The 25,148-nt window shown below is 44.8% G+C and carries 22 protein-coding genes and 1 riboswitch; of the genes, 9 read left to right on the top strand and 13 right to left on the bottom strand.

All coding sequences use genetic code 11. The annotated features are described in order from the left end of the window. Positions 1 to 352: 352 nt before the first annotated feature. Both sdhD and sdhC read right to left on the bottom strand, forming a co-directional pair. A complete protein-coding gene (gene sdhD / locus ACTXGE_RS01000; RefSeq protein ID WP_317199677.1) occupies positions 353 to 757 on the bottom strand; it encodes a succinate dehydrogenase, hydrophobic membrane anchor protein in 405 nt (134 codons plus the stop codon). 2 nt (positions 758 to 759) lie between these two features. Next, positions 760 to 1,149, bottom strand: a complete 390-nt coding sequence (gene sdhC, locus ACTXGE_RS00995) for a succinate dehydrogenase, cytochrome b556 subunit (protein WP_317199656.1) — start codon at positions 1,147 to 1,149, stop codon at positions 760 to 762. Between the two features lie 792 nt (positions 1,150 to 1,941). On the opposite strand from sdhC, the gene gltA reads away from it, so the two are divergent. Further along, entirely contained in the window at positions 1,942 to 3,222 is a 1,281-nt protein-coding gene (gltA, locus tag ACTXGE_RS00990) for a citrate synthase (protein ID WP_317199678.1), read from the top strand. Between the two features lie 123 nt (positions 3,223 to 3,345). Here the strand turns inward: gltA and ACTXGE_RS00985 are convergent, their stop codons facing one another. Then, positions 3,346 to 4,248, bottom strand: a complete 903-nt coding sequence (locus ACTXGE_RS00985; RefSeq protein WP_443541199.1) for a hypothetical protein — start codon at positions 4,246 to 4,248, stop codon at positions 3,346 to 3,348. 120 nt (positions 4,249 to 4,368) lie between these two features. Then, the gene (locus tag ACTXGE_RS00980) at positions 4,369 to 4,917 is read right to left on the bottom strand and encodes a type IV secretion protein Rhs (protein WP_435950031.1); all 549 of its coding nucleotides are present in this window, start codon (positions 4,915 to 4,917) and stop codon (positions 4,369 to 4,371) included. A 73-nt stretch (positions 4,918 to 4,990) separates the two neighbouring features. Here ACTXGE_RS00980 and ACTXGE_RS00975 point away from each other — a divergent pair, with 73 nt between their 5' ends. Then, positions 4,991 to 6,280 (top strand): replication-associated recombination protein A, encoded by a 1,290-nt coding sequence (locus ACTXGE_RS00975; protein ID WP_443541200.1) that lies wholly within the window; start codon positions 4,991 to 4,993, stop codon positions 6,278 to 6,280. A gap of 312 nt (positions 6,281 to 6,592) precedes the next feature. Then, positions 6,593 to 7,708, top strand: coding sequence for a bifunctional 3,4-dihydroxy-2-butanone-4-phosphate synthase/GTP cyclohydrolase II (gene ribBA / locus ACTXGE_RS00970; RefSeq protein ID WP_435950029.1), 1,116 nt, complete (start codon positions 6,593 to 6,595; stop codon positions 7,706 to 7,708). Positions 7,709 to 7,802: 94 nt separating this feature from the next. On the opposite strand, the gene ACTXGE_RS00965 is transcribed toward ribBA, so the two are convergent. From ACTXGE_RS00965 to ACTXGE_RS00940, 6 genes are all read right to left on the bottom strand, one after another. Next, positions 7,803 to 8,291 (bottom strand): acyl-CoA thioesterase, encoded by a 489-nt coding sequence (locus ACTXGE_RS00965; RefSeq protein WP_443541201.1) that lies wholly within the window; start codon positions 8,289 to 8,291, stop codon positions 7,803 to 7,805. Between the two features lie 34 nt (positions 8,292 to 8,325). After that, positions 8,326 to 9,312, bottom strand: a complete 987-nt coding sequence (locus ACTXGE_RS00960) for a hypothetical protein (protein WP_443541202.1) — start codon at positions 9,310 to 9,312, stop codon at positions 8,326 to 8,328. 32 nt (positions 9,313 to 9,344) lie between these two features. Further along, positions 9,345 to 10,283 (bottom strand): uroporphyrinogen-III synthase, encoded by a 939-nt coding sequence (locus ACTXGE_RS00955; RefSeq protein ID WP_443541203.1) that lies wholly within the window; start codon positions 10,281 to 10,283, stop codon positions 9,345 to 9,347. Between the two features lie 56 nt (positions 10,284 to 10,339). After that, entirely contained in the window at positions 10,340 to 11,359 is a 1,020-nt protein-coding gene (gene hemC, locus ACTXGE_RS00950; RefSeq protein WP_443541204.1) for a hydroxymethylbilane synthase, read from the bottom strand. A 169-nt stretch (positions 11,360 to 11,528) separates the two neighbouring features. Further along, complete coding sequence (locus ACTXGE_RS00945) at positions 11,529 to 12,266, bottom strand: LytR/AlgR family response regulator transcription factor (protein WP_443541205.1); 738 nt, start codon at positions 12,264 to 12,266, stop codon at positions 11,529 to 11,531. A gap of 302 nt (positions 12,267 to 12,568) precedes the next feature. Continuing rightward, the gene (locus tag ACTXGE_RS00940; RefSeq protein ID WP_443541206.1) at positions 12,569 to 13,720 is read right to left on the bottom strand and encodes a histidine kinase; all 1,152 of its coding nucleotides are present in this window, start codon (positions 13,718 to 13,720) and stop codon (positions 12,569 to 12,571) included. A gap of 128 nt (positions 13,721 to 13,848) precedes the next feature. On the opposite strand from ACTXGE_RS00940, the gene argH reads away from it, so the two are divergent. The 3 genes from argH (at position 13,849) to thiC (ending at position 18,178) form a co-directional block, all read left to right on the top strand. Beyond that, entirely contained in the window at positions 13,849 to 15,222 is a 1,374-nt protein-coding gene (gene argH / locus ACTXGE_RS00935) for an argininosuccinate lyase (RefSeq protein ID WP_435950996.1), read from the top strand. 192 nt (positions 15,223 to 15,414) lie between these two features. Further along, on the top strand, positions 15,415 to 15,705 hold the full coding sequence (locus ACTXGE_RS00930; RefSeq protein ID WP_317199666.1) for an oxidative damage protection protein: 291 nt from the start codon (positions 15,415 to 15,417) through the stop codon (positions 15,703 to 15,705). Positions 15,706 to 15,786: 81 nt separating this feature from the next. After that, positions 15,787 to 15,903, top strand: a riboswitch (TPP riboswitch). A gap of 226 nt (positions 15,904 to 16,129) precedes the next feature. Further along, on the top strand, positions 16,130 to 18,178 hold the full coding sequence (gene thiC, locus ACTXGE_RS00925; RefSeq protein WP_443541207.1) for a phosphomethylpyrimidine synthase ThiC: 2,049 nt from the start codon (positions 16,130 to 16,132) through the stop codon (positions 18,176 to 18,178). Positions 18,179 to 18,261: 83 nt separating this feature from the next. Here the strand turns inward: thiC and ACTXGE_RS00920 are convergent, their stop codons facing one another. Then, entirely contained in the window at positions 18,262 to 19,152 is an 891-nt protein-coding gene (locus ACTXGE_RS00920) for a fructose bisphosphate aldolase (protein ID WP_443541208.1), read from the bottom strand. Positions 19,153 to 19,341: 189 nt separating this feature from the next. After that, positions 19,342 to 20,253: an EamA/RhaT family transporter gene (locus ACTXGE_RS00915; protein WP_443541209.1), complete on the bottom strand. Its 912-nt coding sequence runs from the start codon at positions 20,251 to 20,253 to the stop codon at positions 19,342 to 19,344. Positions 20,254 to 20,555: 302 nt separating this feature from the next. On the opposite strand from ACTXGE_RS00915, the gene ACTXGE_RS00910 reads away from it, so the two are divergent. The 3 genes from ACTXGE_RS00910 to ACTXGE_RS00900 all read left to right on the top strand — a co-directional run bounded on the left by ACTXGE_RS00910 (position 20,556) and on the right by ACTXGE_RS00900 (position 24,190). Next, positions 20,556 to 22,469, top strand: coding sequence for an ABC transporter ATP-binding protein (locus ACTXGE_RS00910; protein ID WP_443541210.1), 1,914 nt, complete (start codon positions 20,556 to 20,558; stop codon positions 22,467 to 22,469). 46 nt (positions 22,470 to 22,515) lie between these two features. Beyond that, positions 22,516 to 23,394, top strand: a complete 879-nt coding sequence (locus tag ACTXGE_RS00905) for an alpha/beta fold hydrolase (protein WP_443541211.1) — start codon at positions 22,516 to 22,518, stop codon at positions 23,392 to 23,394. 166 nt (positions 23,395 to 23,560) lie between these two features. Beyond that, positions 23,561 to 24,190 carry an alpha-ketoglutarate-dependent dioxygenase AlkB family protein gene (locus ACTXGE_RS00900; protein WP_443541212.1) on the top strand — a complete coding sequence of 210 codons (630 nt, stop codon included), beginning with the start codon at positions 23,561 to 23,563 and terminating at the stop codon, positions 24,188 to 24,190. On the opposite strand, the gene ACTXGE_RS00895 is transcribed toward ACTXGE_RS00900, so the two are convergent. Further along, positions 24,187 to 25,068 carry an EcsC family protein gene (locus tag ACTXGE_RS00895; protein ID WP_443541213.1) on the bottom strand — a complete coding sequence of 294 codons (882 nt, stop codon included), beginning with the start codon at positions 25,066 to 25,068 and terminating at the stop codon, positions 24,187 to 24,189. The genes ACTXGE_RS00900 and ACTXGE_RS00895 overlap by 4 nt on opposite strands. Positions 25,069 to 25,148 lie beyond the last annotated feature (80 nt).

Below are 25,148 nucleotides of genomic sequence, written 5' to 3'. Positions count from 1 at the left end.
TACTTGTGAAGTAAATAAGGATTGTCTGATAGATTGATCTATATCCATTGGCGATATAAGAGCGATATTGTTATGCATAAGGGTTGTGTTGATCATAGTAGTCAAACGCTTTGCCAAAATATGAACAATATAGTCCTTACAGCCCCCTTTATCAGTGTTAGTAGCCTGACTGTATATCCTTGTACTACTGGCAATCTAGGACATTAGGAATGACTACTATTCTATATAGTCATCGACTGACTACTTTTAAACGCTTTATCTGCTTATAAATATGACTTAACAGTTTGTATTTACAAGCAATTAACCAAAAATTAGTACTGATAAAAAAGTCATCAAGCAAACAAGCTATTGATTAAACGGCAACGACGTTAAAGCCATTACCCCAAAAAATCATGATGCCCCAGAATACATAAACTAAGATAGCTGCAACCATCAAAGCTTGTAATGCTAAGCGCAAACCTGCAGCTTTTGCACCGACTTTGCTAGTAGTAATATAATCTGTAAATACGGTCCACATACCAACCCAAGCGTGACCTGCTAGAGCAATAATCGCGACTAAGCTAAACAGGCGCATAGGTAAGCTGTTCATAAAACCGAACCACTCATAAAAGTCCACGCTACCATGAGTCAAAAAGAAGCCGAGCAGAGTTAGGCTATACAGAGCCAATACTACAGCGCCAAAACGTTGCACAATCCAATCGCGTGACCCTGAACCTGTCAAACCTGTTGCGCTTTTGATACCTGAATTATTCTTAATCATTAGAACATCACCCATATAAATGACGCGACGATCAAAATCGCAGCGATTACAAAGCTGACAACAGCAGCCGTGCGACCAGATTTTAGCTCTTCGTTCATACCCATGTCAGCGAATAGATGCTTCATACCCATCACAAAATGGTAAGAGATAGCAGCGACAAATATCCAAGCGACAAAACGCACTAACACATTGTCAAATACAGTTGCAAAGCTCTCAGGCGATGCCAAAGAAGTTTGTAGCAACCAGAGCATGACAGGGATGAGTAAAAATAGAATAATACCGGAAATACGGTGTAATATTGAGGCGATGGCGATAGGTGATTTTGCATTAACGCTAATCACCTGACTCATAGGCAGATCAATGGGTCGGTTGCTTTTCACAGCGGTCATCCTTTTGCGGTTATACTCTTGTTTTTGCTACCAAAACTTAAACTTTATAAAAGCTATAAGCACAGTGCAAATCATGAGGCGAATAAAGTAAGGAAAAGCTAATTGACCTTGTTTATTTTGTACCGATATCATCTAATCCAACCAGATGGCATTCTTAACTGTCTCAATCACTTTCATTATTAAGAATGACTTCAAGATAGACTATCTAAAAATAGAACAAATAACAAAAACATTCAAGTTATAAAGTATGTCTATCTCATAAATATCAGCGTTTATCGTAACAAAATATAAGTAGTCCGTAGGTAAGGTAACGTCATCTACTCATAACAACAAAGTTTGCTTTAGCCAAATTGTCTCAATTATAAAATGACTGAGCACTAATTACAAACTTATCCTCTAAATAATGACTTATAAAAAGGTTTTAACGCCCTATTAACACTGTGCAATACTCAGCTATTATTGCTCATCTTGTTTATAACTTGTAGTTTAGACAAAATAACTGCTATAGCTCAGCGATTATCTAGATAAAGGCCGTTTTTGAGAAAATGAGTGAACAGACATATTTTGATACAATAATAACCTCGTCTCAGTGCCACCAAATCCTATAAATCGGTGGTATGGACGCTAAAAGTCTTTTCAAATCACTACGGTTTGCTGCTAATATAGATAAGATAGCGCATTAGTTGAATTTATATCTTTGTTTGACTAGTAGTGACGCACTACCAAGCGTCGATTTTATATTTGTGTTTATAAATTAAAACCAATGGAGAGGAAATTATGGCTGATAACAATATGGCTGATAAGAGTGCCACGCTAAGTGTAGATGGTAATGAGTACCAACTGCCCATTACTGATGGTACTTTAGGACAGTCGGTTATTGATGTTGCCGCCTTACAAGAAGCAGGCTACTGGTCTTATGACCCTGGGTTTAAGGTCACAGCTCCTGTTGAATCAAAAATCACTTTTATCAACGGCGGTAAAGGTGAGCTATTGCATCGCGGCTACCCTATCGATCAATTGGCAAACAATGCTGAATACCTAGAAGTGGCTTACGCGCTCATCAATGGTGAGCTACCAAATAGCGAGCAAAAAGAAGATTTCTTTGCAAAGATTCGCAAGCATTCAGCAGTACATGATCAATTGCGTAAGTTCTTTGAAGGCTTTCGCCGTGACGCCCACCCTATGGCTATTATGGTCGGCGTAGTCGGTGCTTTATCTGCGTTTTATCACGAAGACTTAGACATCAGTAATGAGCATGATCGTGAGCTTACTGCTATTCGCCTAATCGCTAAAATGCCAACGCTAGCTGCTATGAGCTACAAGTACTCACAAGGCGAGCCGTTCATGTATCCGCGTGAAGACTTTAGCTATGCTGAAAACTTCTTGTACATGATGTTTGCCACCCCAGGTGACGTTGATTACAAAGTAAATCCTATCATCGCTGATGCTATGGACAAAATCTTTACTTTGCATGCTGATCATGAGCAAAACGCGTCAACATCTACTGTGCGCTTAGCAGGCTCTACTGGCGCAAATCCTTATGCTTGTATCGCAGCTGGTATCGCAGCCCTTTGGGGCCCCTCACATGGTGGCGCAAACGAAGCTGTGCTTGAGATGCTAGATGAAATTGGTACTGTTGAAAACGTGCCAGAATTTATGGAAAAAGTGAAAAGCCGTGAAGTCAAACTTATGGGCTTTGGTCACCGCGTGTACAAAAACTTTGATCCACGCGCGCAAGTGCTCAAAAAGGCTTCTGATGAAGTACTAGAAGCTTTGGGCATTGATGATCCAAAACTTGAGCTGGCTATGGCGCTAGAAAAGATCGCTTTAGAAGATCCGTTCTTCATCGAGCGTAACTTGTATCCAAACGTTGATTTTTACTCTGGCATTATCCTAAAAGCTATTGGTATTCCAACGTCAATGTTTACTGTTATCTTCTCACTAGCTCGTACTTCTGGCTGGATCAGCCATTGGCTTGAGATGCACAGCACGCCATTCAAAATCGGTCGTCCGCGTCAGTTGTATACAGGTGAAACCAAGCGTGATTTTGTTAAACTTGAAGACCGTAAATAGGTCTTACAGTTTATTGAAATAAGCTAACCAAAAAATCCCGCCATAGTGCGGGATTTTTTGGTTAGCTCCAAAGTAGAGTCCGTTCACTATAAATGTTATAGATGAAGCGGCACCTTTTATCGTTTACTGCTGGAACTCTTTTAGCGTTTGCTCATATTTGGCGATTTGTTCGTCGTAATCTTTAATAGTATCGTTAAATTTACTCATTAAGGTCTCAAATTCTTGCTGTTGTGATAGTTTTAATTGCTGCATATCTAGCACTTGCTGCGCCTCTATCTGCTGCCAGACTTGACGCTGAATAATTAATCGCGCCAGTGCAGGACTCTTGGCATTGACCCTATTAGCAATCTCGGCATGCTCAAACAACTGCGGAATTAAAGCGGCAATATTGAGTAAGGTGTCGGTATCTTTTGCGCTCATCTCACTAGTGACAGGCTCATAGAGCGCTTGCATAGCTTGCTGATAGTTTTCTATGATTTGCTCCTGTGTCAACATATTAGGTTTGCGCGGCTCTAAACTAATGCGTTTGAGTACCGACAAGTCGCGCTCACCCACCTCTGTACTGGTATTGATATCAGAGCTCTTCTCTTGCGTATCCGTTGGTGCTGACTCAGCAGTTGCAGCTTGATCGTTAGTTGATTCAGTAGCAGACGCTTGATTGGGTTGTGTTTGAGTGGAATTGGAGAGCAGACCGGTCTCACTCTCTGATATGTCCGCTGCTTGTAAGGACTCATACTCTGCTTGCAAGCGTCTTTGCAGCCCTAGTACTTGTTCGACGTACAAAGGCTGAAACTGCTCAATGCGAGCGGTAGCGGAATCGCTTTGAGTCACGGATTGACTGTCCTCAGCGCGCTGCTGCTCCTCTGTCTTTACCTCTTGACTCTCTGGTGCCACATCAGGGCTGGCTGGCTGATTGCATGCGGTGAGTAGCAAAGAGCCTATCAGAGTTAATGCCGTCAAATTTATCGCATGACGCGCACGCGTAGCGCCTTTATAATTAGAAGTAGGTAACAAAAATTTAAACATCAGAATACAAATCCTTTGTTAAAAATTAAAATCAGTATGGCAATCCATTGCTTATTTAAGGTATGTTTGATAATTTACAAACGGTTTTTATCTTATAGATGATTATGCACAAGTAGAAGATTAAACTATGAACGAGCTGTCAGTGTTTTTGCTATGATTTTTGGCTGGCACAACTAAAAATGGAATACAAGCTTGTAAATCCTGACAATTTTGACCGCGTTCGCGACGCAAAAAGTAATCTTGTACCATACGCGCTTGCTGCTCAATGCCATACTTAAAAAATGATTTGCCAGTTTTGAGTATGTATTGATAACGGCGATCTAAAAGCGCGCCGCGAACCACTTTGATACCCTGCTGCAACTGCCAAACGTGCGTAAGCTCATGTATCAGCCAGCTTTGTTTGCCAAGCGTGGTATGGCTAAAGTCCTCTATCCAATCTAACGGATTGAAGTAAATATTGCCATTAGGGCTAACCGCATAATTTTTGAGTACCCACCAAGCGGTTTTAAGCTTGACGGCATCAAGATTGAGACTATCGCCGAATACGCTACGTGCCAGCGCCTTCTCGCCACTGGTGAGATACCGTGATTGCGGCTTTTGATAAAAGCTTACAGTGCGTATTGCATTTAAATATCGATGCCAGCGTCTTTTATTCTGTCGATCTGTCATTATTAATATTCCATATATCGATACAACCTAGGCCCTGTTGTTTAGGTCTATTGCCGCAAACTTTGAGAATGCTATGTCCTCTACCTTTCATGCTGATACTCCACTTGCTCAGCGTATGCGCCCATCCTCTTTGGAGGCGATTATCGGTCAAACGCACCTGCTAGCAAAAGGCGCGCCACTACGACGTTTGGTAGAACAAGGCCATCTGCCCTCTATCATTTTGCACGGCGAGGCGGGTATTGGCAAGACTACTATTGCCATGCTGCTCGCTGATGCTGTAAATAGACCGTTTCATGCGCTGTCAGCACTCAATACTGGCGTTAAGCAGCTGCGCGAAGTCTTGGACACTAAGGACTCGCTGAATTTTGAGTCGCCTGTCGTCTTTATTGATGAGATTCATCGCTTTAATAAAGCCCAGCAAGACGCTCTGCTTGGCGCAGTAGAATCAGGTGACATTACTTTGATTGGTGCAACGACAGAGAACCCCTCATTTAGTGTCAATAATGCATTGCTGTCACGTTGCCAAGTGTACCGCTTAGAGCCGCTCAATTCTGAGCAGATCCATGCGGTGTTAGAGCGCGCGCTCTTAGAGGACAATATCCTTAAAAAGTTAACTATAGACTTACAAGCGCAAGAGATTATCAGTCAATTCGCTCATGGCGATGCTAGAAAAGCCTTAAACCTATTAGAGCTTGCAGTACAGACCGCTGATCCTGCGCAGTCACCACTTGTTATCGATGATGAATTGATTGGGCGCGTGGCGCAGACTGCACTGGTGCGATACGATAAAGATGGCGAGCAGCATTATGATATCGTCTCTGCCATGATTAAGTCCGTACGCGGCTCTGACCCTGATGCTGCTCTTTACTGGATGGCGCGAATGCTGGTCGGCGGCGAGCCTGCAGATTTTATCGCACGGCGTTTGGTCATTTTGGCTAGCGAAGATATTGGTAATGCAAATCCTAATGCCTTGCTGCTTGCGGATGCAGCACTACGGAGCGTGCAATCAATCGGTATGCCAGAGGCGCGTATTATACTAGGGCAAGTTGTCGTTTATTTGGCGACCAGCGCTAAAAGCAATAGTACGTATAAGGCGATCAATGCGGCAATGACACTCGCAGAAAAAGATGCCTCTGCTGTACCTCTACATCTAAGAAATGGCGTAACCAAACTTATGCAAAATCAAGGCTATGGTAAAGGCTACGCCTATCCACATGATTATCCCAACCACTATTATCCGCAGTCTTATTTGCCTGATAATCTAGCCAATACCCGCTTCTATGATTTTGCTGATAACCAGCGTGAGCAACATAGCAAACAGTTTATAGATTGGCTTAAAAACCAAGCGGCGAGTAATGACTAATTTTTTAAGTTGCTAGTGTTTTTAAGTTGATATTATTTCTAAGTTGACAGTATCCTAAAGATGATGACATTTGACTTTGAGTCATTAAGTAAGTAGCTAAAAGTACAGCGGTACGCTATAAAAGCCACTAAAACGGATAAGTCACTTGCTTTACTATGCTACAAACACTATATCTTCTACAAGATTTATAGTTATATGCTGCTGGTTTTACTAACCTATACAGCGCTTTTTTTATTCTACTGCTACAATAGGCAAATATTTCGCTTTCACCCTTTTTTTATACTGACAAATAATAAAGCATTGAGACCTTTTATGAGTTTAGATACGATTCCTGAGATTATTGAAGACATTCGCGCGGGCAAAATGGTCATTTTGATGGACGATGAGGATCGCGAGAACGAAGGCGATATCATCATGGCCGCCACTCACGTGCGCGCCGATGATATCAACTTTATGATTACTCATGCTCGCGGCTTAGTATGCTTAACGTTATCACAAGCGCGCTGTCAGCAGCTTGAATTGCCGCTAATGTCTGATCGTAACGAAGCCAAGTTTAGTACCAACTTTACGGTGTCTATTGAGGCCGCCGAAGGCGTTACCACAGGTATATCAGCAGGTGATCGTGCACGTACGATACAAGCAGCGGTTTCCTCTTCAGCCAAACCTGAGGACATCGTACAACCTGGGCATATCTTTCCCATCATGGCACAAAACGGCGGCGTCTTGCACCGCGCAGGTCATACCGAAGCGGGTTGTGATTTGGCACGCCTAGCAGGACTTGAGCCTGCAGCGGTTATCGTTGAGATTATCAATCCAGATGGCACCATGGCGCGCCGCGATGATCTTGAGATATTTGCTAAAGAGCATGATATCAAAATCGGTACTATCGCCGATCTTATCAATTATCGTATCGCTAATGAGCAGACCATTGAGGAAGTAGAGTCGCACCCGTTTGAGACTGAACATGGGACATTTACTTTGCACCGTTTTCGTGAGTTTGGTGCTGATGAGACGCATTTGGCATTGGTCAAAGGCGATGTTGGCGCAGGCGTCAGTACGGTACGTGTCCATGGGTTTCATCCGCTACGAGATTTATTCGCCGCCAAGAACGACGCCACAGGCCGCGGCGGCTGGAGCGTACAAGCTGCGATGGAAGAGATTAATGCATCTGAGCGCGGCGTGCTGGTATGGATTGGGAGCCATCAACCCATAGATTTAGGTGATGCTTTGGACAAAGCGTCGGACAATCAATCGATCTCTACTATCACTCAGCAGCCTTATCGTAGTATCGGTGTTGGTGCACAGATTTTGCGTCATTTGGGTGTGCGTGATATGCGTCTGCTGTCATCTCCGATGAAGTTCTATGCGCTATCAGGATTTGAGCTTAACGTCGTTGATTTTGTTCATTCTCCCAATCAAGAAGAGTAAGGTTTAAGCTAAAAACACGCTATAAAAAGGGCATATCAATTATTATTGGTATGCCTTTTTATTATTTAAATAATGCGCTTCATATCTTATTATTTCATAGTTTTGGAGCGTGACCGACTCTTGACTCTATCGCAACGAGATACTCTCGCTCCTTTTGCGTCCATGGTAGCTTTACTTCGCCAGTCGCGTCCAAACGTACGACTACCGCCTCAGCTGTCGCTACAATCGCCTGCTGCGCGTCACTGTAATAGCTATATTCTACGACCATGCTCGTATTGCCCAAACGCTGACAGCGTACACCGATGAGCAGAGTATCAGGATAAGTTACTGGGCGTAAATACTGACAGCTTGACTGCGCCAGCATCGTCACCATGCTGCCATCAAACATACCGAGCGCCTGTAAGTAAGCAATACGCGCCGACTCTGCATAACGATAATAGACGACATTGTTTAGATGGTTAAAGGCATCCATCTCGCCCCACTGTACCGACTGGCTATGAATAACAGGATAGTGCTTTAGGGAGCCAGGAATAGTACTTACTCCTTGCATAGCATTTAGTTGATTTGCTGCCGCATGGTTCATAATTTGCCTATTTGCGTGGGTATTGAGCTATGAGCTATTTATTATTGGGCTGATCTAAAATTTGCGTGGTCAACAAGGGCGAGCGTGCTGGCGTATTAGCTATGAGCTTATCTAACCAGTTGATGACTTCCGTTATGTTTGTTGGTGCATCCATCATGGCTGTTGCTACTTTTGCGCTGTCCTCTACTTCTATAGCACCTTGCACTTTAGGCTGAGAATGAGTAGATGGCGCTGTTAGCGTTTGTAGTTGCTTGCGCGCTTGACGCAGGTAACTCTTAAGCTGTTCTTGGTCACGCATAGTGCTCGCTTGACTGGCTAAGTTTAAGGTCATAATCACTTCGTGAAGCACCAGCTGTCGCCGTGTCAGGCTGGTATTATCAGTGCTATTTATGCGCTCATGATCTTTATCAGACTCATGGCTGTTGTTACGCCCATGGCTGTTATTACGCTCATGGCTATTATTACGCTCATGGCTGTACAAAAACTCTTGAATGTTTTGAATGGCAAGGTTCTGCAATTGCCAAGGGCTAGGTTGCGAGGTTTGTGCTTGCAGGCGTTCAATATCATCAGTTAAGCCTTGTTTGATAACAATAGTAAGCGCAGGCGCAATCTCATTACTCTCTTGCGCTAGCTGCCAGTGCAGTCCGCGCAACAGCTCAATAGCAGCTCTATCGTTGTCGTCAGCAAGCAACCTATCAGCAGCTTGTATTTGAATACGTAACAAATCGAGCTGATTTTGTGCTTGACTGCCCGCGGCACTACTAGGCTGCGGCAAAGTCTGCTGGCTAACTGCAAACAGGCGGTCATCCATCTCATTTAAACGGCTGACCACGTGCTCGTTACTTTGCAAACGCTCTTTTATCTGATTCTCAAAACGCTGCTGATCAATATAAAGCCACACTAAAGCGATAGTGAGTAGCAAAATCACCAGCCATTGCAAGCGTATCAGCAGCATATTGGCTTGCCGGCGCTGCTGATCTGCTGATGGAGCTGAGGAGGACGGCTTAGGAGGGATTGACATAGAGTACCGTGATTGTGTTAAGCATTTTAGTATCAAGCATCTTTAAAGGCACAAAGGTTAGATTTGATAGTGGATAATATAGTCTCAGGTGCTAAGTCCTCTACGCGCCAGTAATCAAGCTTTGCATCATCTAACATATTAGCTAGGCGCTCGCCTAATACTATGTAAGTAAAATCATTTAGCCCAAATTTTTTTGTTACCAAAGATTTGCAAGGTGCAGCGCGCCCTTGAGTGACGATACTTGTCCAGTGCTCAAAAGCGCTACCACTACTAATAAGGACAATGGGTTTTGAGGTAGTAAAAGTTGTCTGCTCACGCCAGCGCTGATAACTCTGTTGCGCATCAACAGGCATCACGCGCTCATACCAGGCAATGCTATCGATATGGACACCGCGCGCCTGTAACGTATCAACCAATAACCGCCGACCACCCAAACCGCGCCATACAAGCAATTTATCGCCTTTTTGTAGAGACTCAATCTCAGGCATAGCGAGCATGCCTTCGTTGTTAGCAACCATAGGTTGTAGCACTTGATAGTTGATAGGGCGCTCATCACTTTGTAGGACAGCAGCTGTCGCTGTGCCAACTGCAATAATATGACTGGGCGCTTCATTGTTAGCTTTGTTGGGTACAAATACATCAGGCGACTGGGCTTGCAAGGCTAAAGAGTCACTGCCTGTCTGTTCTTGGCCTTTTTGTTCAAGTTTTTGCCATACCCCAAGGCCAGAGGCGGCAGCCGTTGGACTAACGATGACAAGCGCCTGATAGTCACCTGCCATCCATCGCTTCATCACCTGCACCTCTTGCTCAGTAATGGCGCGTGGTTGCAAGGCAAGCATCGGCATATCAACTACGGTCAGTCCAGCGCTTTGTAGCAGATGCGTCAGCGGCGCGGCGCGCTCTACTGGGCGCGTATTGATCACTATATTTGAGGACAAAGCAGCAGACAATTGATCTAAATCGGATGACATAGACATACCATTACGTGTAATAAGATAAAATAAATAGCCTGTTCAAAACAACATTACTAGCTTTGGTAAATGGCGGATAATATCTCATCCGCCCCTTTAGCAAGGAGCATATCCGCCACGTCAATACCCAACTCATTAGCCTGCGACTCTTGCTCATCTTGCGTGCCCGTCAAGGTAATACGTTTGTCCGCTTTGAGCAATCGGCTACCATCCTCAGACCCTACGCGGCCACGTAGCCAAAGCGTGTTGCCATTATCATCATTACCGTTATCCATATTATTATCGAAACTGTCCGCCATTTGTAATACCGCAAACGCGGCAATAGGTACCTGACAGCCGCCTTGTAGATGCCTATTAAGCGCGCGCTCTGCGATTAGGCGAATACGAGCCTTGTCATCGTTCAGCGGCGCAAGTAAGTCCATTACTCGCGTATCATCTTCGCGGCACTCAATCGCAAGCGCGCCTTGTCCGACCGCAGGCAGACACATATCAATATCCAATTCACTACGAATACGCGCATCAAGCTCAATACGCTGTAAACCACTGGTTGCCAAGATAATTGCATCATAATCATTAGCATCAAGCTTACCTAGGCGCGTGCCGACATTGCCGCGCAGGGTTTTGATTTGTAAATCTGGTCGATAGGCTTTTATTTGGCACTGGCGGCGTAAACTGGCGGTACCAACGATAGCCCCTTGTGGTAGCTCATCGATACTTTGGTAGCTATTAGATACAAAAGCGTCTGTGGGCGCTGCACGGGTGCAATAAACGCCAAGCGTAAGCCCTTGTGGTAGTTGCATCGGTACATCTTTTAGCGAGTGTACGGCTATATCCGCTTGTTTATCGTACAACGCCTCCTCTAGCTCTTTGACAAACAACCCTTTACCGCCAATTTTGGCTAAAGGCGTGTCCAAAATCTTATCGCCCTTAGTGACAATTTTGAGCAAATTAATAGTCATGTCAGGATATAGTGCTAGCAGTCGATCTCGAATATGCTCAGCTTGCCATAACGCTAAGGGACTTTGGCGTGTTGCGATGTTTAGGGTAGTCAAGGCAGGTTGTCGCTGGTTACTCATAAAAGACCTCAAATCAATGTATTGCTAACGTCGTAAAGTAGGGACGCAAAAAAATACCCCTATTTAAGCATAAATAAGGGTGTGATGATACGGTATGAATGATTTGCAGCTCATGACTAATGCTCACTAAACAACTTCTAAATACAGCAAGATCTACATAAGACGATATCTACATACTCTGTATTTTTTCACGTAGCGCAGGCAGATGGCGACGGCTAACCGCTAGGGTCTCATCAATACCCTTAAAGCGAACTTGATACTGACCTGCATCTACTGTCTCCAAAAAATCTAAATAGCTTAGATTAATAATGGCATTGCGATGTACACGAAATAGGCGATCGTCAAATTCTTGCTCAAGCTCTTTTAGAGTTTCATCAATCAGTACAATACCGTCTTTGTGGCGCACTTTGACATACTTTTGATCAGCGGTACAGTAGTAGATGTCTTTGAGTTTAATGAGCTCAACGCCGCGATGAGTCCGTGCTGAGATATGCTCACGAATGGGCCGTGCTGTTGGATCCTCAAGTTTACGGATCTCATTGAGCTGGGCGGCATTCAAGCTTTTGGCTTTACTCATTGCCTCTAACAGCTCATCTTTGTTAGCAGGCTTGAGCAGGTAACCAATCGCATTGGCTCTGAGTGCGGCAATCGCATAGTGATCATAAGCAGTAACAAAGATGATAGCAGGCGGATGCTCAAGCTTATTGAGCTCATGAGCGCAGCGCACACCGTCCATCTCAGGCATACGAATGTCTAGTAATATAATATCGGGTTGATGAGACTTTACGGCGGTAATAGCTTCCATGCCAGTCGTTGCTTGAGCAACCACTTTATGACCTGACTCTTGCACGATTCTCACCAAACGCTCACGCGCTAATGGCTCATCATCACAAACTACAATCCGCATGTAATATCCTCTCTTAAACTATATGTGACCGCTATTTAGTAGTATAGATATTATACTGGTATATGCTCATATTCTTTTAATACTATCTATCACTTATTTATTCACTACTTTACATAATCACTGCATTTCAGAAGCTGTAAAAAGCCCTTTCAAAGACAATTTTTTGAGGTAAAAGCCTATTGCGTTATCTTTTTACATCAATTTAACTCGTGTTATTTATAATAATAGCTAGACCATTATCGATAGTAGTAATAATGTAGCAATAAATATGCCAGCTGTTAAAAAAGGTTGTTTTAAAAGCGTTACAGACCAACATCTTGAAGCGGATAGTTTATCTTAGTGATGATCTGTTCAGTTGTGACCGTACTGTTGATAGTAGCGCTATCGCCAAAGTAAGCGCGCAAACGCTCAGTTTGAATGTAAAAATCCATGTGTTGCTGCAAATCATAAATAACCATCAAAGTCTTGCTAGGCAGTTGCACGGTAATTGTAATGATCACGCGGTGCTGCTCCCACGTGACCTTTATATGAATATCAATGGTCTCAGTAGTCATCTCTACGACGTTGAGCAGCATCTTTTCCAGAACACTTTGCAAGGTGAGTGAAGTGATGACCATGTCATACATGATATCTTCTTCAGGTAGAGACCAATTGACAATCAGCTTGTCCGCCAATCGGCTCGACTCTATCGCTATGTAATGCTCACAAAGTGCAATCTCCTCTTCAAAACTGATCTCACGAGCGCCATTGAAGCTGGCACGAAAGAGCGCTGAGACGTGCTCTAGTAATTTAGAGGCGCGCGCAGGATTAGAATCCATAAGGGCGATTAGTGTATTAACGGTATTAAAGAAAAAGTGCGGAGCAATACGGGCTTTAATCATATCGTTTTGCGCGCCAAGCTTGTCCTCAAATGAGGCTTTGAGAGCATTTAGCTCCATGTAGCGGCGTAAAAAGTATAGGATAAAGACTAAAGTAAAACCGCCGCCCACAATACTATCGAGCATAACATCTATGATAAACGTTCGAGTATCGTACTTGAGCCAATCAAAATTAATCATCACTAGCTGCACTAAAATCATAGTTACAGCAGAGCTTGTCATAAATAGCGCTATGATATAGACGCTGACTCTAACGTTACTCATACTCTTAAATATGGGTCGCAGATAATCAATAAGGTATAAAATAGGAAGAATTGAGATGACGTTTTGAAAAAAATAGCCTGCAAAAAAAATGGCAAAATCAGACCCTGTAACCAAATCTTGGCGCTTAGTGATAGTGACAAATAACGACCAAAAAAAGATGTACATCAGCCACTGCCAAGGCTTCATCATGACCATGAGCTTGGGGATAAAAAACTCTAAGCGCGCCGCTAGTAAGGCGACCTCATCATTTGCTATACTTGAGTGCTTATTCTTATGAGTAGTCTTAGACCGATATGAACGCCATTTCTTCAAACCCTGATAGCTCCATTGATTCTGAGCAAAATAAAAAGTCACCTGTCTCTGATTCTAGCACAGATACTATGAGCAGCACTGAACAAAACGATTCGTCAACTGCTGCTCTAAATAGTCAGGGCCAGCAGATGTGGGGCGGGCGCTTTAGTGAGGCCACTGACAGTTTTGTCGCCGCTTTTACCGCGTCAGTTGGCTTTGATCAACGCTTTGCCCGTCACGATATCCAAGGTTCAATTGCCCATGCGACGATGCTTGGTCGCTGCGGCATCTTGGCTGATGATGAGGTTACAACGATCATAGAAGGTCTACGGCAGGTGCTCGCTGAGATTGAAGCGGGCGAATTTGAGTGGTCCATTGCCCTTGAAGACGTACATATGAACGTCGAGTCGCGTCTGACAGACATGATTGGCGCAGTTGGCAAAAAACTGCACACGGGGCGCAGCCGTAATGATCAAGTGGCAACCGATATTCGTCTTTGGCTAAGGGAGGAGACTGATAATATCATTGAGCTACTCGTGCGCTTGCAAAGCGGTCTCCTTAATCTGGCTGAGCAGCATACCGACACTATCATGCCAGGCTTTACCCATTTGCAGACCGCGCAGCCAGTAAGTTTTGGTCATCATGTCATGGCTTGGTTTGAGATGTTATACCGCGATACCCAGCGCCTAAAAGATGCTCGTCGCCGTATGAATCAGATGCCGCTCGGTAGCGCAGCTTTGGCTGGTACGACCTTTCCGATAGATCGTACCATCACCGCCGAGCTGCTAGGCTTTGAGGGCATTTGCCAAAACTCACTTGATGCCGTCTCAGATCGTGACTTTGCTATTGAGTTTACATCGAACGCTTCGATCTTGATGATGCATTTATCGCGCATGAGCGAGGAGATTATCTTATGGATGTCGGCGCAGTTTAATTTTGTGCAGATACCCGATCGCTTCTGTACCGGCTCATCTATCATGCCACAAAAGAAAAACCCTGATGTGCCAGAGCTGGTACGCGGTAAATCAGCGCGCGTCTTTGGTCAACTGATGACGCTGCTTAGTCTGATGAAGAGTCAGCCGCTCGCTTATAATAAAGACAACCAAGAAGATAAAGAGCCGCTATTTGATTGCGTCGATACATTGACCGGCTCACTCCTTGCCTTTGCTGATATGCTACCGAATATCACTCCAAACATCGAGGCTATGCGCGCCGCTACCATGAAAGGCTATGCGACAGCGACCGATTTGGCCGATTATCTAGTGCGTAACGGCGTCGCCTTTCGCGATGCTCATGAAGTCGTCGGTCATGCAGTCGCTTTGGGTATCAAGGAGGGCGTTGATTTGAGTGACTTGTCACTAGCCCAACTACAACAATTTAGTGACGCTATCGGTGATGATGTCTTTGAGTATTTAACGCTTGAGGGCTCACTCGCGGCGCGTGATCATTTAGGCGGCACAGCGCCCAATCAAGTTAAGCAAGCGGTCATTAACGGCCGAGCCCGCCTTAAGGCTTTTGCTTAGTTGATACTTACCAACGTATATCTTTTATAAAGATACCCGCCATTGTTGCGGGTATTTTTGTTCATTCTCTTAGGCACACTCGCTGTTACCTTCTATACACCTGATAGCCTTTGCTAAATTGACTAAGACCGTTATCATAGATAAATACTAATATTTAATAAATAATTTCATAAAATCAATAAGGAGCACCTCATGACTGAGACCTTTAACCCGCAAGCCAATACCGTATTTTGCCGCAAATATCAGCAAGATTTGCCAAAGATGCCGCATCCGCCTTTTCCAAACAAAAAAGGTCAAGAGCTACAAGATACAGTTTCTGAAAAGGCATGGAAAGAGTGGCTTGAGCAACAAACCATGCTCATTAATGAAAATCATCTGAGTATGATGGATCCTGAAGCCAAAAAGTTTTTGACCGAGCAGCGGGATAAGTTCTTAGATAATGAAGACTACGAGCGTGCGCAAGGTTGGACGCCAGAGAAATAAAGCAAACTGCTATTTATCCTAAGCTAATTTTGCTACTATAAAGCTTGCTGGTGTAAACTTGCCAGCAACAAATTTACAACACTGACAGACTCGGGGTGCGGTGTGCAATTGGTCACAAGCCAGTGCGCATTCGCTGAGAGATCACCCGCCGAACCTGATGCGGTTAGTACCGACGCAGGGAAGTCTTAAGCATACGTTATACCTATCTATTAGGCGCGCAGAAATGCCTTTTTATTATCATACTGTCTCTTATCGCTAGAACACGTTGGTTAATATGAAGTGGCGTCTACTGATTTTTGAAGCGTTTGACTGCCTATCATCGTAGTAAAACGTTTTATGCAATTAAGATAGATATAAATTCTATGCTTGTCCCGCAGCTACTGGCGGTGTTGATTTTATTCAAAACAACACGCTAGGACAGCATATGACAGCCTCAACCCTAATATCAAAACCTAATCAAAAATCGTCTGACAAAAAAGCCGATGCACTAAAAACCCCTGCCCATCGCACCTCTACCGACGCCCGTTTTGAGGAGGACGCTCGCGACTTGCATCGTGTTCTCCCCGCTTCTCGTAAAGCCTATATCCAAGGATCAAGATCTGATATACAAGTGCCGATGCGCGAGATTACACTTGATCCTACGCCTATTCAAGGCGTTGATGAGTCGGACTGGGAGCACAACCCGCCGTTTTATGTCTATGACACTTCAGGCGTTTATACCGATCCCGATGCTCATATTGATCTCACCAAAGGGTTGCCTAAATTACGCGAGGGTTGGATCGCTGAGCGCGGTGATACCGAACAACTAACAGGTCTGTCTAGCTCATACGGGCAAGCCCGTGCACGTGACATTAGTACCGCTAACCTTAGGTTTGCGCACATCGACAAACCGCGCCGTGCTAAAGACGTCGATGGCAAAGTAGGCAATGTCACGCAAATGTACTACGCGCGCCGCGGTATTATCACGCCTGAGATGGAATACATCGCTATCCGCGAAACACAAAAACAGCATGAGTTAACTGACATGCGCCAGCACGAGGGTGAAAGCTTTGGTGCCAATACGCCAAAGATTATCACCCCTGAGTTTGTCCGTGATGAAGTTGCCGCTGGACGCGCCATTATCCCAAATAACATCAACCATCCTGAGTCTGAGCCGATGATTATCGGTCGTAATTTTTTGGTGAAGATAAACGCTAATATCGGCAACTCAGCGCTCGGCTCTTCTATCGATGAAGAAGTGTCGAAAATGACGTGGGCGACACGTTGGGGCGCGGATACCATTATGGATTTATCAACGGGTAATCATATCCACGAGACCCGTGAATGGCTGATTCGTAACTCACCCGTGCCCATCGGTACCGTGCCGATTTACCAAGCATTAGAAAAAGTCGATGGCGTGGCAGAAGATCTTACTTGGGAGATCTTCCGCGATACTTTAATTGAACAAGCGGAGCAAGGCGTAGATTACTTCACCATTCACGCAGGCGTGCTGCTACGCTACGTGCCGCTGACCGCCAATCGTTTGACAGGTATCGTCTCGCGTGGTGGCTCTATCATGGCGCAGTGGTGCTTGGCTCATCATAAAGAAAGCTTTTTATACACGCATTTTGAGGACATCTGCGAGATTATGAAACAGTATGATGTCGCGTTTAGCTTAGGAGACGGCCTGCGTCCCGGCTGTTTGCAAGACGCCAATGACGAAGCGCAATTTGGTGAGCTACGTACCCTTGGCGAATTGACCCAAGTGGCATGGGAGCACGATGTACAAGTGATGATCGAAGGTCCCGGACACGTTGCGATGAACCGTATAAAAGAGAATATGGACTTGCAGCTTGAGATCTGCACGGACGCGCCTTTTTATACTTTAGGGCCGTTGACGACTGATATCGCACCTGGTTATGATCATATCACTAGTGCCATTGGGGCGGCGATGATTGGCTGGTTTGGCACCGCCATGCTCTGCTACGTGACGCCCAAAGAGCACTTAGGATTGCCTAATAAAAAGGATGTCAAAGACGGCATAATCACGTACAAAATTGCCGCTCACGCCGCCGATCTTGCCAAAGGTCATCCAGGGGCACAAGCGCGTGATAATGCGTTATCCAAAGCCCGCTTTGAGTTTCGCTGGGATGATCAGTTCAATCTAGCGCTGGATCCTGATACCGCGCGTGAATACCATGATGAGACTTTGCCCAAAGACGCGCACAAGTCGGCGCACTTTTGCTCCATGTGTGGCCCTAAGTTTTGTTCGATGAAAATCACGCAAAATGTGCGTGAGTACGCCAAAGGCTTGGAAAATAAAGTCACGCCAAGTAGCGGTGATCTTCAAAACGAGAACCACCGTATCAAGCAGGTCGATACTGAACTGGTCGAGCAAGCCCGTGAAGCGAGCTTAGAGGAAGTTCGCCAAGGCATGGCTGAGATGACAGAAAAATATCGTGCTGAGGGTCGTCAGTTGTATAAAGAGGTATGATAAAGACTGATTGTAATCCTAAAAAAAGGCGCTACTGATTAGTAGCGCCTTTTTAGCTGATGTCTTTTGCAAAAGGAGTCAAATTAAACCTTTGACGCCTCATAAATCTCATTGATCGAGTTATCAATGGTCTCAGCAAACTCTTTATCGCTCTGCTGCTTACTTAAGCCTTCGGTAAAGGCACGTGAGAAGCTGGCGATCATACCTGGGTTTTGCTTGAGCTTATCACAAGCTTGCTGGCGGCTGTAACCACCTGATAGCGCGACTACTTTGAGCACTTTTGGGTGATCGACGAGCTCTTGATAAAAGCCCTCTTCCTCTGGCAAAGTCAGTTTAAGCATGACTTGGTGATCGTCGTTTAAACGATCCAGATTGCGCAAAATATCTGCTTTGAGTATCACTTCACACTCGTGTTTTTGTGCGCTATCAATATTGACCTCAGGCTCAACAATGGGCATAAAGCCTTTAGAGATGATTTGTTTGGCGACATCAAACTGCTGCTGTACGACAAGCTCAATGCCATCGACGCTTGGCTCATAAATGACTGAACGCATTTTAGTACCAAATACAGGGTACTTTTTAGCTTTATCAAGTAGCGCATCCAAATCTGGCATCGGGCGCATCACTTGCACGCCGCTCATTTGCTCAGCTAGACCTTTATCTACCTTTAAAAAAGAAACGATGTTTTTATCTTCCCATAAGTAGTTGGCAGTGGACTTGCCGTTTACTTCACGATCCATCGTATCTTCGAATAAAATCGCACCAAGGACGCGCTCATTATCAAAGCAGTCGCAGGTCATAATGCGGGCACGCATTTCATGCACTAAATCGAACATAGCATCATCGCTATCGTAGGCATCACCGTTTACGCCGTAATTCTCTAACGCTTTAGGCGTACTGCCGCCGCTTTGATCGAGTGCGGCGATGAATCCTGAACCCTCTTTTATACGTTGTAGTTGTTTTTGATATTCCATTGATTAAGTATCCTCTATTTATTGAATCTTTATTTTATCATAACGTGTTATAAGCGCTTAGCGATGTTCGTTCCTAACGACGTAGCAACACCCATAGCGAATTATAAATTACCTTACCATAAGCGCTAGCATTTGCTTGTATTTAGTCAGTTAACCGTCAAATTTTAATCAGTAAATCCTAACTCAAGTTTACGCCAAAAACAGCACCGCAACGCAGCAGATAGCCAGCAGAATTCCTAACATATTAATGCGATTAAGATGCTCTTTAAATACGCCAACCCCAATAAGGGTAGCGACGGTAATCACCCCAACATTCATACCCGTAAAGACGATACTTGGTGATTCAGACAAGACTTGATGGGCGCGCACATATGCATAAATATTACCCATGTTCAGTACGCCAAGCAGCAGACCTGCTGCCAAAGCATTGCCCTGCCAGCGCACTCGAGTGATAAGCAAATAGATAAATAACAGCACAGCTGCTAAGCCAAAACTAACAAATAGCGTTAATGGAAAGGCAGCGCCCTGCTTGGCGACTTGCTTAAATAAAATATCAATAATGCCATAGCCGACCCAAACACCGAATAACCAAAGTGGCGTCTGCCTAGCGTATGAGAGAGCACTGTTATTGCTAGTCGTGCTGTCGCTAGGATGATCTATATTAGCAGTACTAGTGGTAGCTATTGCCAAGTGCTGCGGGCGATACACCAGCGCGCCTAGCGCTAAAAAACCCAGCAGTAGGCCAAATATACGTGTCCCTGTCAGCACTTCACCGAACCATAAAAAAGCGGCGATGATAGGAATGATTAGCGATAAGCGCTGAGCGGCGTCCGTGGCCACCATACCTACCGCTGAGATAGCACGGCCAAGAATAACAAAAACGAGCGGCAGTAAAATACCAAGGGCGATGATAATGCCCCATGCGCCGCCAAGCGTACTGATAGCGCTGATATCAGGTTTGAGTAGGACTAGAGTGAGTAAAAAGGCAACAGGGTAACCGGCGACAATCGTTTGACGAATATCTATATCTTTTAGCCGCAGCACTTTTAATAGCACCGAAACGGCAACGCTGCACAGCACTGCAATAATCAAATACAACATCAGTTTTACCCTTAAATAAAATAAGTCAATGTTCAATGTTTTCAAAATTAAGTCAGTAGAGAATGTAACAATATATTTCATAATCAGCAATGATTATATCTCAACTCATTTATATGCACCTCTAAATAGTCCTGATAGCTAAAAGTATCCTCATCAGTCGATCTCAGCTTACAATTAGCCTGCAAGCCTGATAATGAAGTTTGATAAAATATCCGATTATTCTAATCCTAAAAGTAAAGGCGCAAAACCGCGAGTACTAATGCTGGTTTTTGTACGCTGATACTACTGTCTGTTTGCTACCTATGAATGCACTTTTTCGCTTTTTTGAAACCCGTCTGCCCGCTTTTCCTGAATCTCCAATGCCGCTACCTGCACCTCGTGATGGTCTGCTAAAGTTCTTGTGGGCCTGTACCAAAGGCCTGCGTGGCTGGCTGCTGCTGTTTATGGTGCTTTCAGCGGGTATTGGCGTTTATGAAGCTATGCTGTTTGCTTGGATTGGCGATATTGTCGATTGGCTTGGGATTTATACCCCGCAAAATCTATGGCTAAACAAAGGCGATATGCTCCTGCTTATGTTTGCAGTGATGCTAGTTAGCCCCTTTTGGATTGCCTTATCGTCGTTTATTCATTTTCAAACCTTACAAGGCGTATTCCCCATGCAGATGCGCTGGCGTTTTCATCAGCGTATGCTTGGGCAGTCGATGCAGTTTTATCAAGATGAGTTCTCAGGTCGCGTCTCAGCCAAAGTAATGCAAACGGCGCTTGCGGTACGTGATACGGTGATGACGGTCACCGACATGTTTATGTACGTTACCGTTTATTTTATTACAACGGGCGTCATTTTATTTAATTTAGACAGCTTATTATTGATACCTTTTATCGTTTGGTTCATCTTAGTCGCTTTGACGATGTGGTATTTTATTCCTAAATTAAAACAAACTGCTATTGTACAAGCAGATGCTCGCGCACTCATGACTGGACGTATTACCGACGCTTATGCCAATATCATGACCGTCAAGCTCTTTAGTCATTCACGCCGTGAGCTAGGTTATGCCAAAAATGCGATGGGTCAGTTTTTGGGTACGGTACACGCGCAAATGCGCTGGGTAAGCTATTTGGAGGTTTCAACTCATCTCATTAGCGTGATTTTGGTCAGTAGTACCGCAGGTATCGGTCTTTATTTGTGGCAACAAGGCGCCGTTGGCGTCGGCGCGATTGCTGCGGCGACGGCGATGGCACTACGCCTAAACGGTCTGACCCGCTGGATCATGTGGCAAACCGCTAGCTTGTTTGAGAGTATCGGTACGGTACAAGACGGTATGCGCACGTTATCAGCGCCGCAAACTATTATCGATGTACCAAATGCGCCCACTCTAAAAGTCACTGACGGTCATATTGTGTTTGATCAGGTTGATTTTAGTTATGAAGGTGAGGAGAATGGCGATATTGAAGGGGCGCGTATCGATGAGGTCAAAACGGTTGCCGCATCAAACTTGTCACAAGTTAAACTACTAGATAACTTTTATCTCGATATCAAACCAGGCGAAAAAATCGGTCTGGTTGGGCGCTCAGGCGCAGGTAAATCAACACTGGTCAATTTGCTCTTAAGATTCTTCGATGTCGATAGTGGCAAAATCTGTATCGATGGACAGGCTATAGACAAGGTCACTCAAGAGTCCCTGCGTCAGCAAATCGGTATGGTTACCCAAGACACCTCCTTACTTCATCGTACCGTCCGCGAAAACATTGCCTATGGTCGCCCTGATGCAAGCGATGACGAGATTATAACTGCCGCCAAACAAGCGCAGGCTTGGGACTTTGTCAAAGACTTATACGATGATAAAGGCAATACAGGTCTTGATACTCATGTTGGTGAGCGCGGGGTTAAGCTCTCAGGCGGTCAGCGTCAGCGTATCGCTATCTCGCGCGTCATGCTCAAAAACGCGCCAATTTTGTTATTAGATGAAGCCACCAGTGCCCTTGATTCTGAGATTGAGTTTGCCATTACTGAGAGTCTAAACGACATCATGACGGGCAAAACGGTCATTGCGATTGCCCATCGCCTCTCAACGATTGCCGCCCTAGATCGCTTGGTGGTTATGGAACAAGGCCAGATCATCGAACAAGGTAGCCATGAGGAGTTACTCGCGCTCGGTGGTGTATATGCGCGCTTGTGGCAACGTCAAAGTGGTGGGTTCTTAGGTGAAGATAACTAAACCATTATAAAGTTAAACGAATACAAAGTATAAGGATAGTGCTGTCATGCAAGATTTTGCCAAACCGATTACCCTCAAAAAGAAAAAAGCGCGGTATTACGATTTAAGTACTCTTGGCGCACATACAAACACTAAGCGCGCGCCTGCTCATTTTTATGGAGGTAATGGCTTTACTGTCGGTAATTACAAACCGCTGCTCACCCAGCTTTCCACAAATTTTGATATCAGCGCGCTGGCTATGCGCGGCTATTGGTATGATAAGCCAAAGGCAAAAGTGTTGACCCGCCAGCAGGATGCCGATCTTCTTATTAAGTTTTTGGAGCAGACGCAAGATAAGCCTGTAGTCGGTATCGGTCATTCACAAGGCGCGACTGCGACCGCGATGGCAGCGGCTAAACGTCCTGATCTGTTCTCAAAGCTATATTTAATTGAGCCTGTGACTTTTACCAAACGCCAAGCAAGGCTATACAAGCTCATTCCTCGTAAGGTTCTGCTCACTCGAGAACCCTTTAAAAGCGCGCTGAGTAAACAAAATATTTGGTCAAGTGTGACAGAGCTTTATGATAACTTACGTAGCAAAAATGCCTATCGTCGTATCTCAGACGAGCACTTGCACCTCTTTGCTGAGCAAAGCCTTGAGCTGCAAGACGATGGCAGTTACCGCTTTATTTTTAGTCCAAAGCAAGAATTGGCAAGCTATTTTGGCATACCCTATATCGACGACGCCCTAAAAAAGACCCCCGTTCCTTATACCTTAATTATCGGTAAACCCACTATTTTTATTAACGATCAAGTTCGCAAAAATTGGCAAAAATTTGTCCCTTCAGATCAGCTGATCGTTATGCCTGAAAATGGACATCTACTCCCTGTAGAAGCGCCAGAAGAATGCGCTAAGCTCATCCTAAAAGACTTCAATGACAAGTAAACAACATCTTTAATCTATAGGGTATAGTAAATACTAAATAAAACAGATACATTTAATTTTAACGCGCAACTGATATCAATTTTCCTTGCATGCTGTGTCGTTGCAGCCAGAGGCTGCGCAAAATTAATATCAGTTACGCTTACAATGGACTGACTATAGATGCCCTATGACTAATTTGTTCCCGCTCATCCCTCAGCACAATTTACTACCCTGTGATGGTATTTTGAATGATTTTGGTGTGGTGATTGAGGACGCTAATGCGTTATACGAAGCTTTGTTGGCTGACTTGCCTTGGCAATCTGATCGTGTGACTTTGTTTGGCAAGACACATATCACTAGCCGCAAAATTGTCTGGATGGGTGACGACGGCACAAGCTATCGCTATTCAGGCCATACGCATTCGAGCATTCCTTGGTCGGATTCTGTGTTTCATGTGAAACAATTTATCGAGAAATCACTACTAGCGCAAGGTATTAAGACCAATTTCAACTCCTGTTTGCTTAACTATTATCCGTCAGGAGCTGAGGGTATGGGCTACCATGCTGACGATGAAAAGGAGCTAGGTGACCGTCCTATTATTGCGGCGCTATCTTTGGGCGCCACACGCAAATTTGTCTTTAAACACAAAACTATCAGACACCAAAACAAGCCTGTCAAAGCTGCGCTCTATCTTAAGTCAGGTCAGCTGCTTGTCATGCAGGGAGATACGCAGACGTTTTGGAAGCATAGTATCACCAAGACCACAACGGTTGATTCAGGCCGTATCAGCTTGACCTTTCGGCGTATGCTCGCTTAAAATGACTCTTGGCGATCCAAAAAACGCTCGCGGTAGCACTGATACGCCGCTTCACACACACTTGCCGTATAATTGGCATTGACGCCGCCTGCGACCACAGCGCCTACCGCAGGAATAATCTGCGCCGCTTTGGTTTTGACCATATTGGTCGCCACTTTGGTTGCCGTCTGTCTAAGTATTCGCGACATCAGCTCTTCATTTATTTTATTAAATGCCTTAGTCTCAGGGTCTTGAGTTAAGCTTGCCGTATCCTCAAGCGCCGCTTTACGCTCATCAGCAGACGCAGAAGTCGCAACTGCTAGCAGTGACATGGCAAATAGCTGTTCGCCTTTTTGACTCATATCGAAACCATAATAAGTGGCATACTCACCGATAGCGCGCAGATTGGCGGTGATTAGTCCCATCACGTCAGCACTGATACCTGCCCAGCCCGCCATTCCTGTCGCTACGCCTTGTGCACTTGTCAGTGCTACGTATTTGCTCTTAAATAATGTCACTTGCTCATCAACATCCGCGATATCTAAGCTTGCAATGTCATCGAAAGATTTAACCGCGTCACTATTACCCAGCGTATTGCGATAAGCCTCTATAGCATCTTGGGTATCTAGCGTCCAGTTTGCTGCATCGCTTAGAGTTACAATAGCTTTTTGTGTCGCTTGCTTGAGCGTCTCGCCCAATTGCGGCGCGTTCATTAGCGCATCGCCTGCCTTGTCTATTGGCGCACTTAAAGCTGCAAAGGTTTTATCTATTATATTTTGATCAGGGTTTTTCCATGCCTCTATCTCTTGGCGTACTTGAGCAGCATAAACGTTACCTCTGCCGTGACTTTTGGTGTCGTTGCTAGTGTCGCTATTTGCATTATCCTTTGCATCGGTCATTTTTTTATCCTTAATAATGATTATGTGCTAGGCGGCTGAGAACCAAAATTTCAAACCAGCCGCTTTTAGAAGCGATCAAT

Origin of the sequence: Psychrobacter sp. T6-4, assembly GCF_052258425.1 — a bacterium.
In the GTDB taxonomy this organism is placed as follows: Bacteria; Pseudomonadota; Gammaproteobacteria; order Pseudomonadales; family Moraxellaceae; genus Psychrobacter.
The sequence above is the reverse complement of the archived record's forward strand: the minus strand, read 5'-3'. Positions and strand labels throughout refer to the sequence as shown.

Bases quoted from the DNA above. Each gene is read 5' to 3' on its own strand.
- sdhC (WP_317199656.1), bottom strand. From the start codon at position 1,149: ATGACCGCTGTGAAAAGCAACCGACCCATTGATCTGCCTATGAGTCAG.
- gltA (WP_317199678.1), top strand. From the start codon at position 1,942: ATGGCTGATAAGAGTGCCACGCTAAGTGTAGATGGTAATGAGTACCAA.
- ACTXGE_RS00985 (WP_443541199.1), bottom strand. From the start codon at position 4,248: ATGTTTAAATTTTTGTTACCTACTTCTAATTATAAAGGCGCTACGCGT.
- ACTXGE_RS00980 (WP_435950031.1), bottom strand. From the start codon at position 4,917: ATGACAGATCGACAGAATAAAAGACGCTGGCATCGATATTTAAATGCA.
- ACTXGE_RS00975 (WP_443541200.1), top strand. From the start codon at position 4,991: ATGTCCTCTACCTTTCATGCTGATACTCCACTTGCTCAGCGTATGCGC.
- ribBA (WP_435950029.1), top strand. From the start codon at position 6,593: ATGAGTTTAGATACGATTCCTGAGATTATTGAAGACATTCGCGCGGGC.
- ACTXGE_RS00965 (WP_443541201.1), bottom strand. From the start codon at position 8,291: ATGAACCATGCGGCAGCAAATCAACTAAATGCTATGCAAGGAGTAAGT.
- ACTXGE_RS00960 (WP_443541202.1), bottom strand. From the start codon at position 9,312: ATGTCAATCCCTCCTAAGCCGTCCTCCTCAGCTCCATCAGCAGATCAG.
- ACTXGE_RS00955 (WP_443541203.1), bottom strand. From the start codon at position 10,283: ATGTCATCCGATTTAGATCAATTGTCTGCTGCTTTGTCCTCAAATATA.
- hemC (WP_443541204.1), bottom strand. From the start codon at position 11,359: ATGAGTAACCAGCGACAACCTGCCTTGACTACCCTAAACATCGCAACA.
- ACTXGE_RS00945 (WP_443541205.1), bottom strand. From the start codon at position 12,266: ATGCGGATTGTAGTTTGTGATGATGAGCCATTAGCGCGTGAGCGTTTG.
- argH (WP_435950996.1), top strand. From the start codon at position 13,849: ATGTGGGGCGGGCGCTTTAGTGAGGCCACTGACAGTTTTGTCGCCGCT.
- ACTXGE_RS00930 (WP_317199666.1), top strand. From the start codon at position 15,415: ATGACTGAGACCTTTAACCCGCAAGCCAATACCGTATTTTGCCGCAAA.
- thiC (WP_443541207.1), top strand. From the start codon at position 16,130: ATGACAGCCTCAACCCTAATATCAAAACCTAATCAAAAATCGTCTGAC.
- ACTXGE_RS00920 (WP_443541208.1), bottom strand. From the start codon at position 19,152: ATGGAATATCAAAAACAACTACAACGTATAAAAGAGGGTTCAGGATTC.
- ACTXGE_RS00915 (WP_443541209.1), bottom strand. From the start codon at position 20,253: ATGTTGTATTTGATTATTGCAGTGCTGTGCAGCGTTGCCGTTTCGGTG.
- ACTXGE_RS00910 (WP_443541210.1), top strand. From the start codon at position 20,556: ATGAATGCACTTTTTCGCTTTTTTGAAACCCGTCTGCCCGCTTTTCCT.
- ACTXGE_RS00905 (WP_443541211.1), top strand. From the start codon at position 22,516: ATGCAAGATTTTGCCAAACCGATTACCCTCAAAAAGAAAAAAGCGCGG.
- ACTXGE_RS00900 (WP_443541212.1), top strand. From the start codon at position 23,561: ATGACTAATTTGTTCCCGCTCATCCCTCAGCACAATTTACTACCCTGT.
- ACTXGE_RS00895 (WP_443541213.1), bottom strand. From the start codon at position 25,068: ATGACCGATGCAAAGGATAATGCAAATAGCGACACTAGCAACGACACC.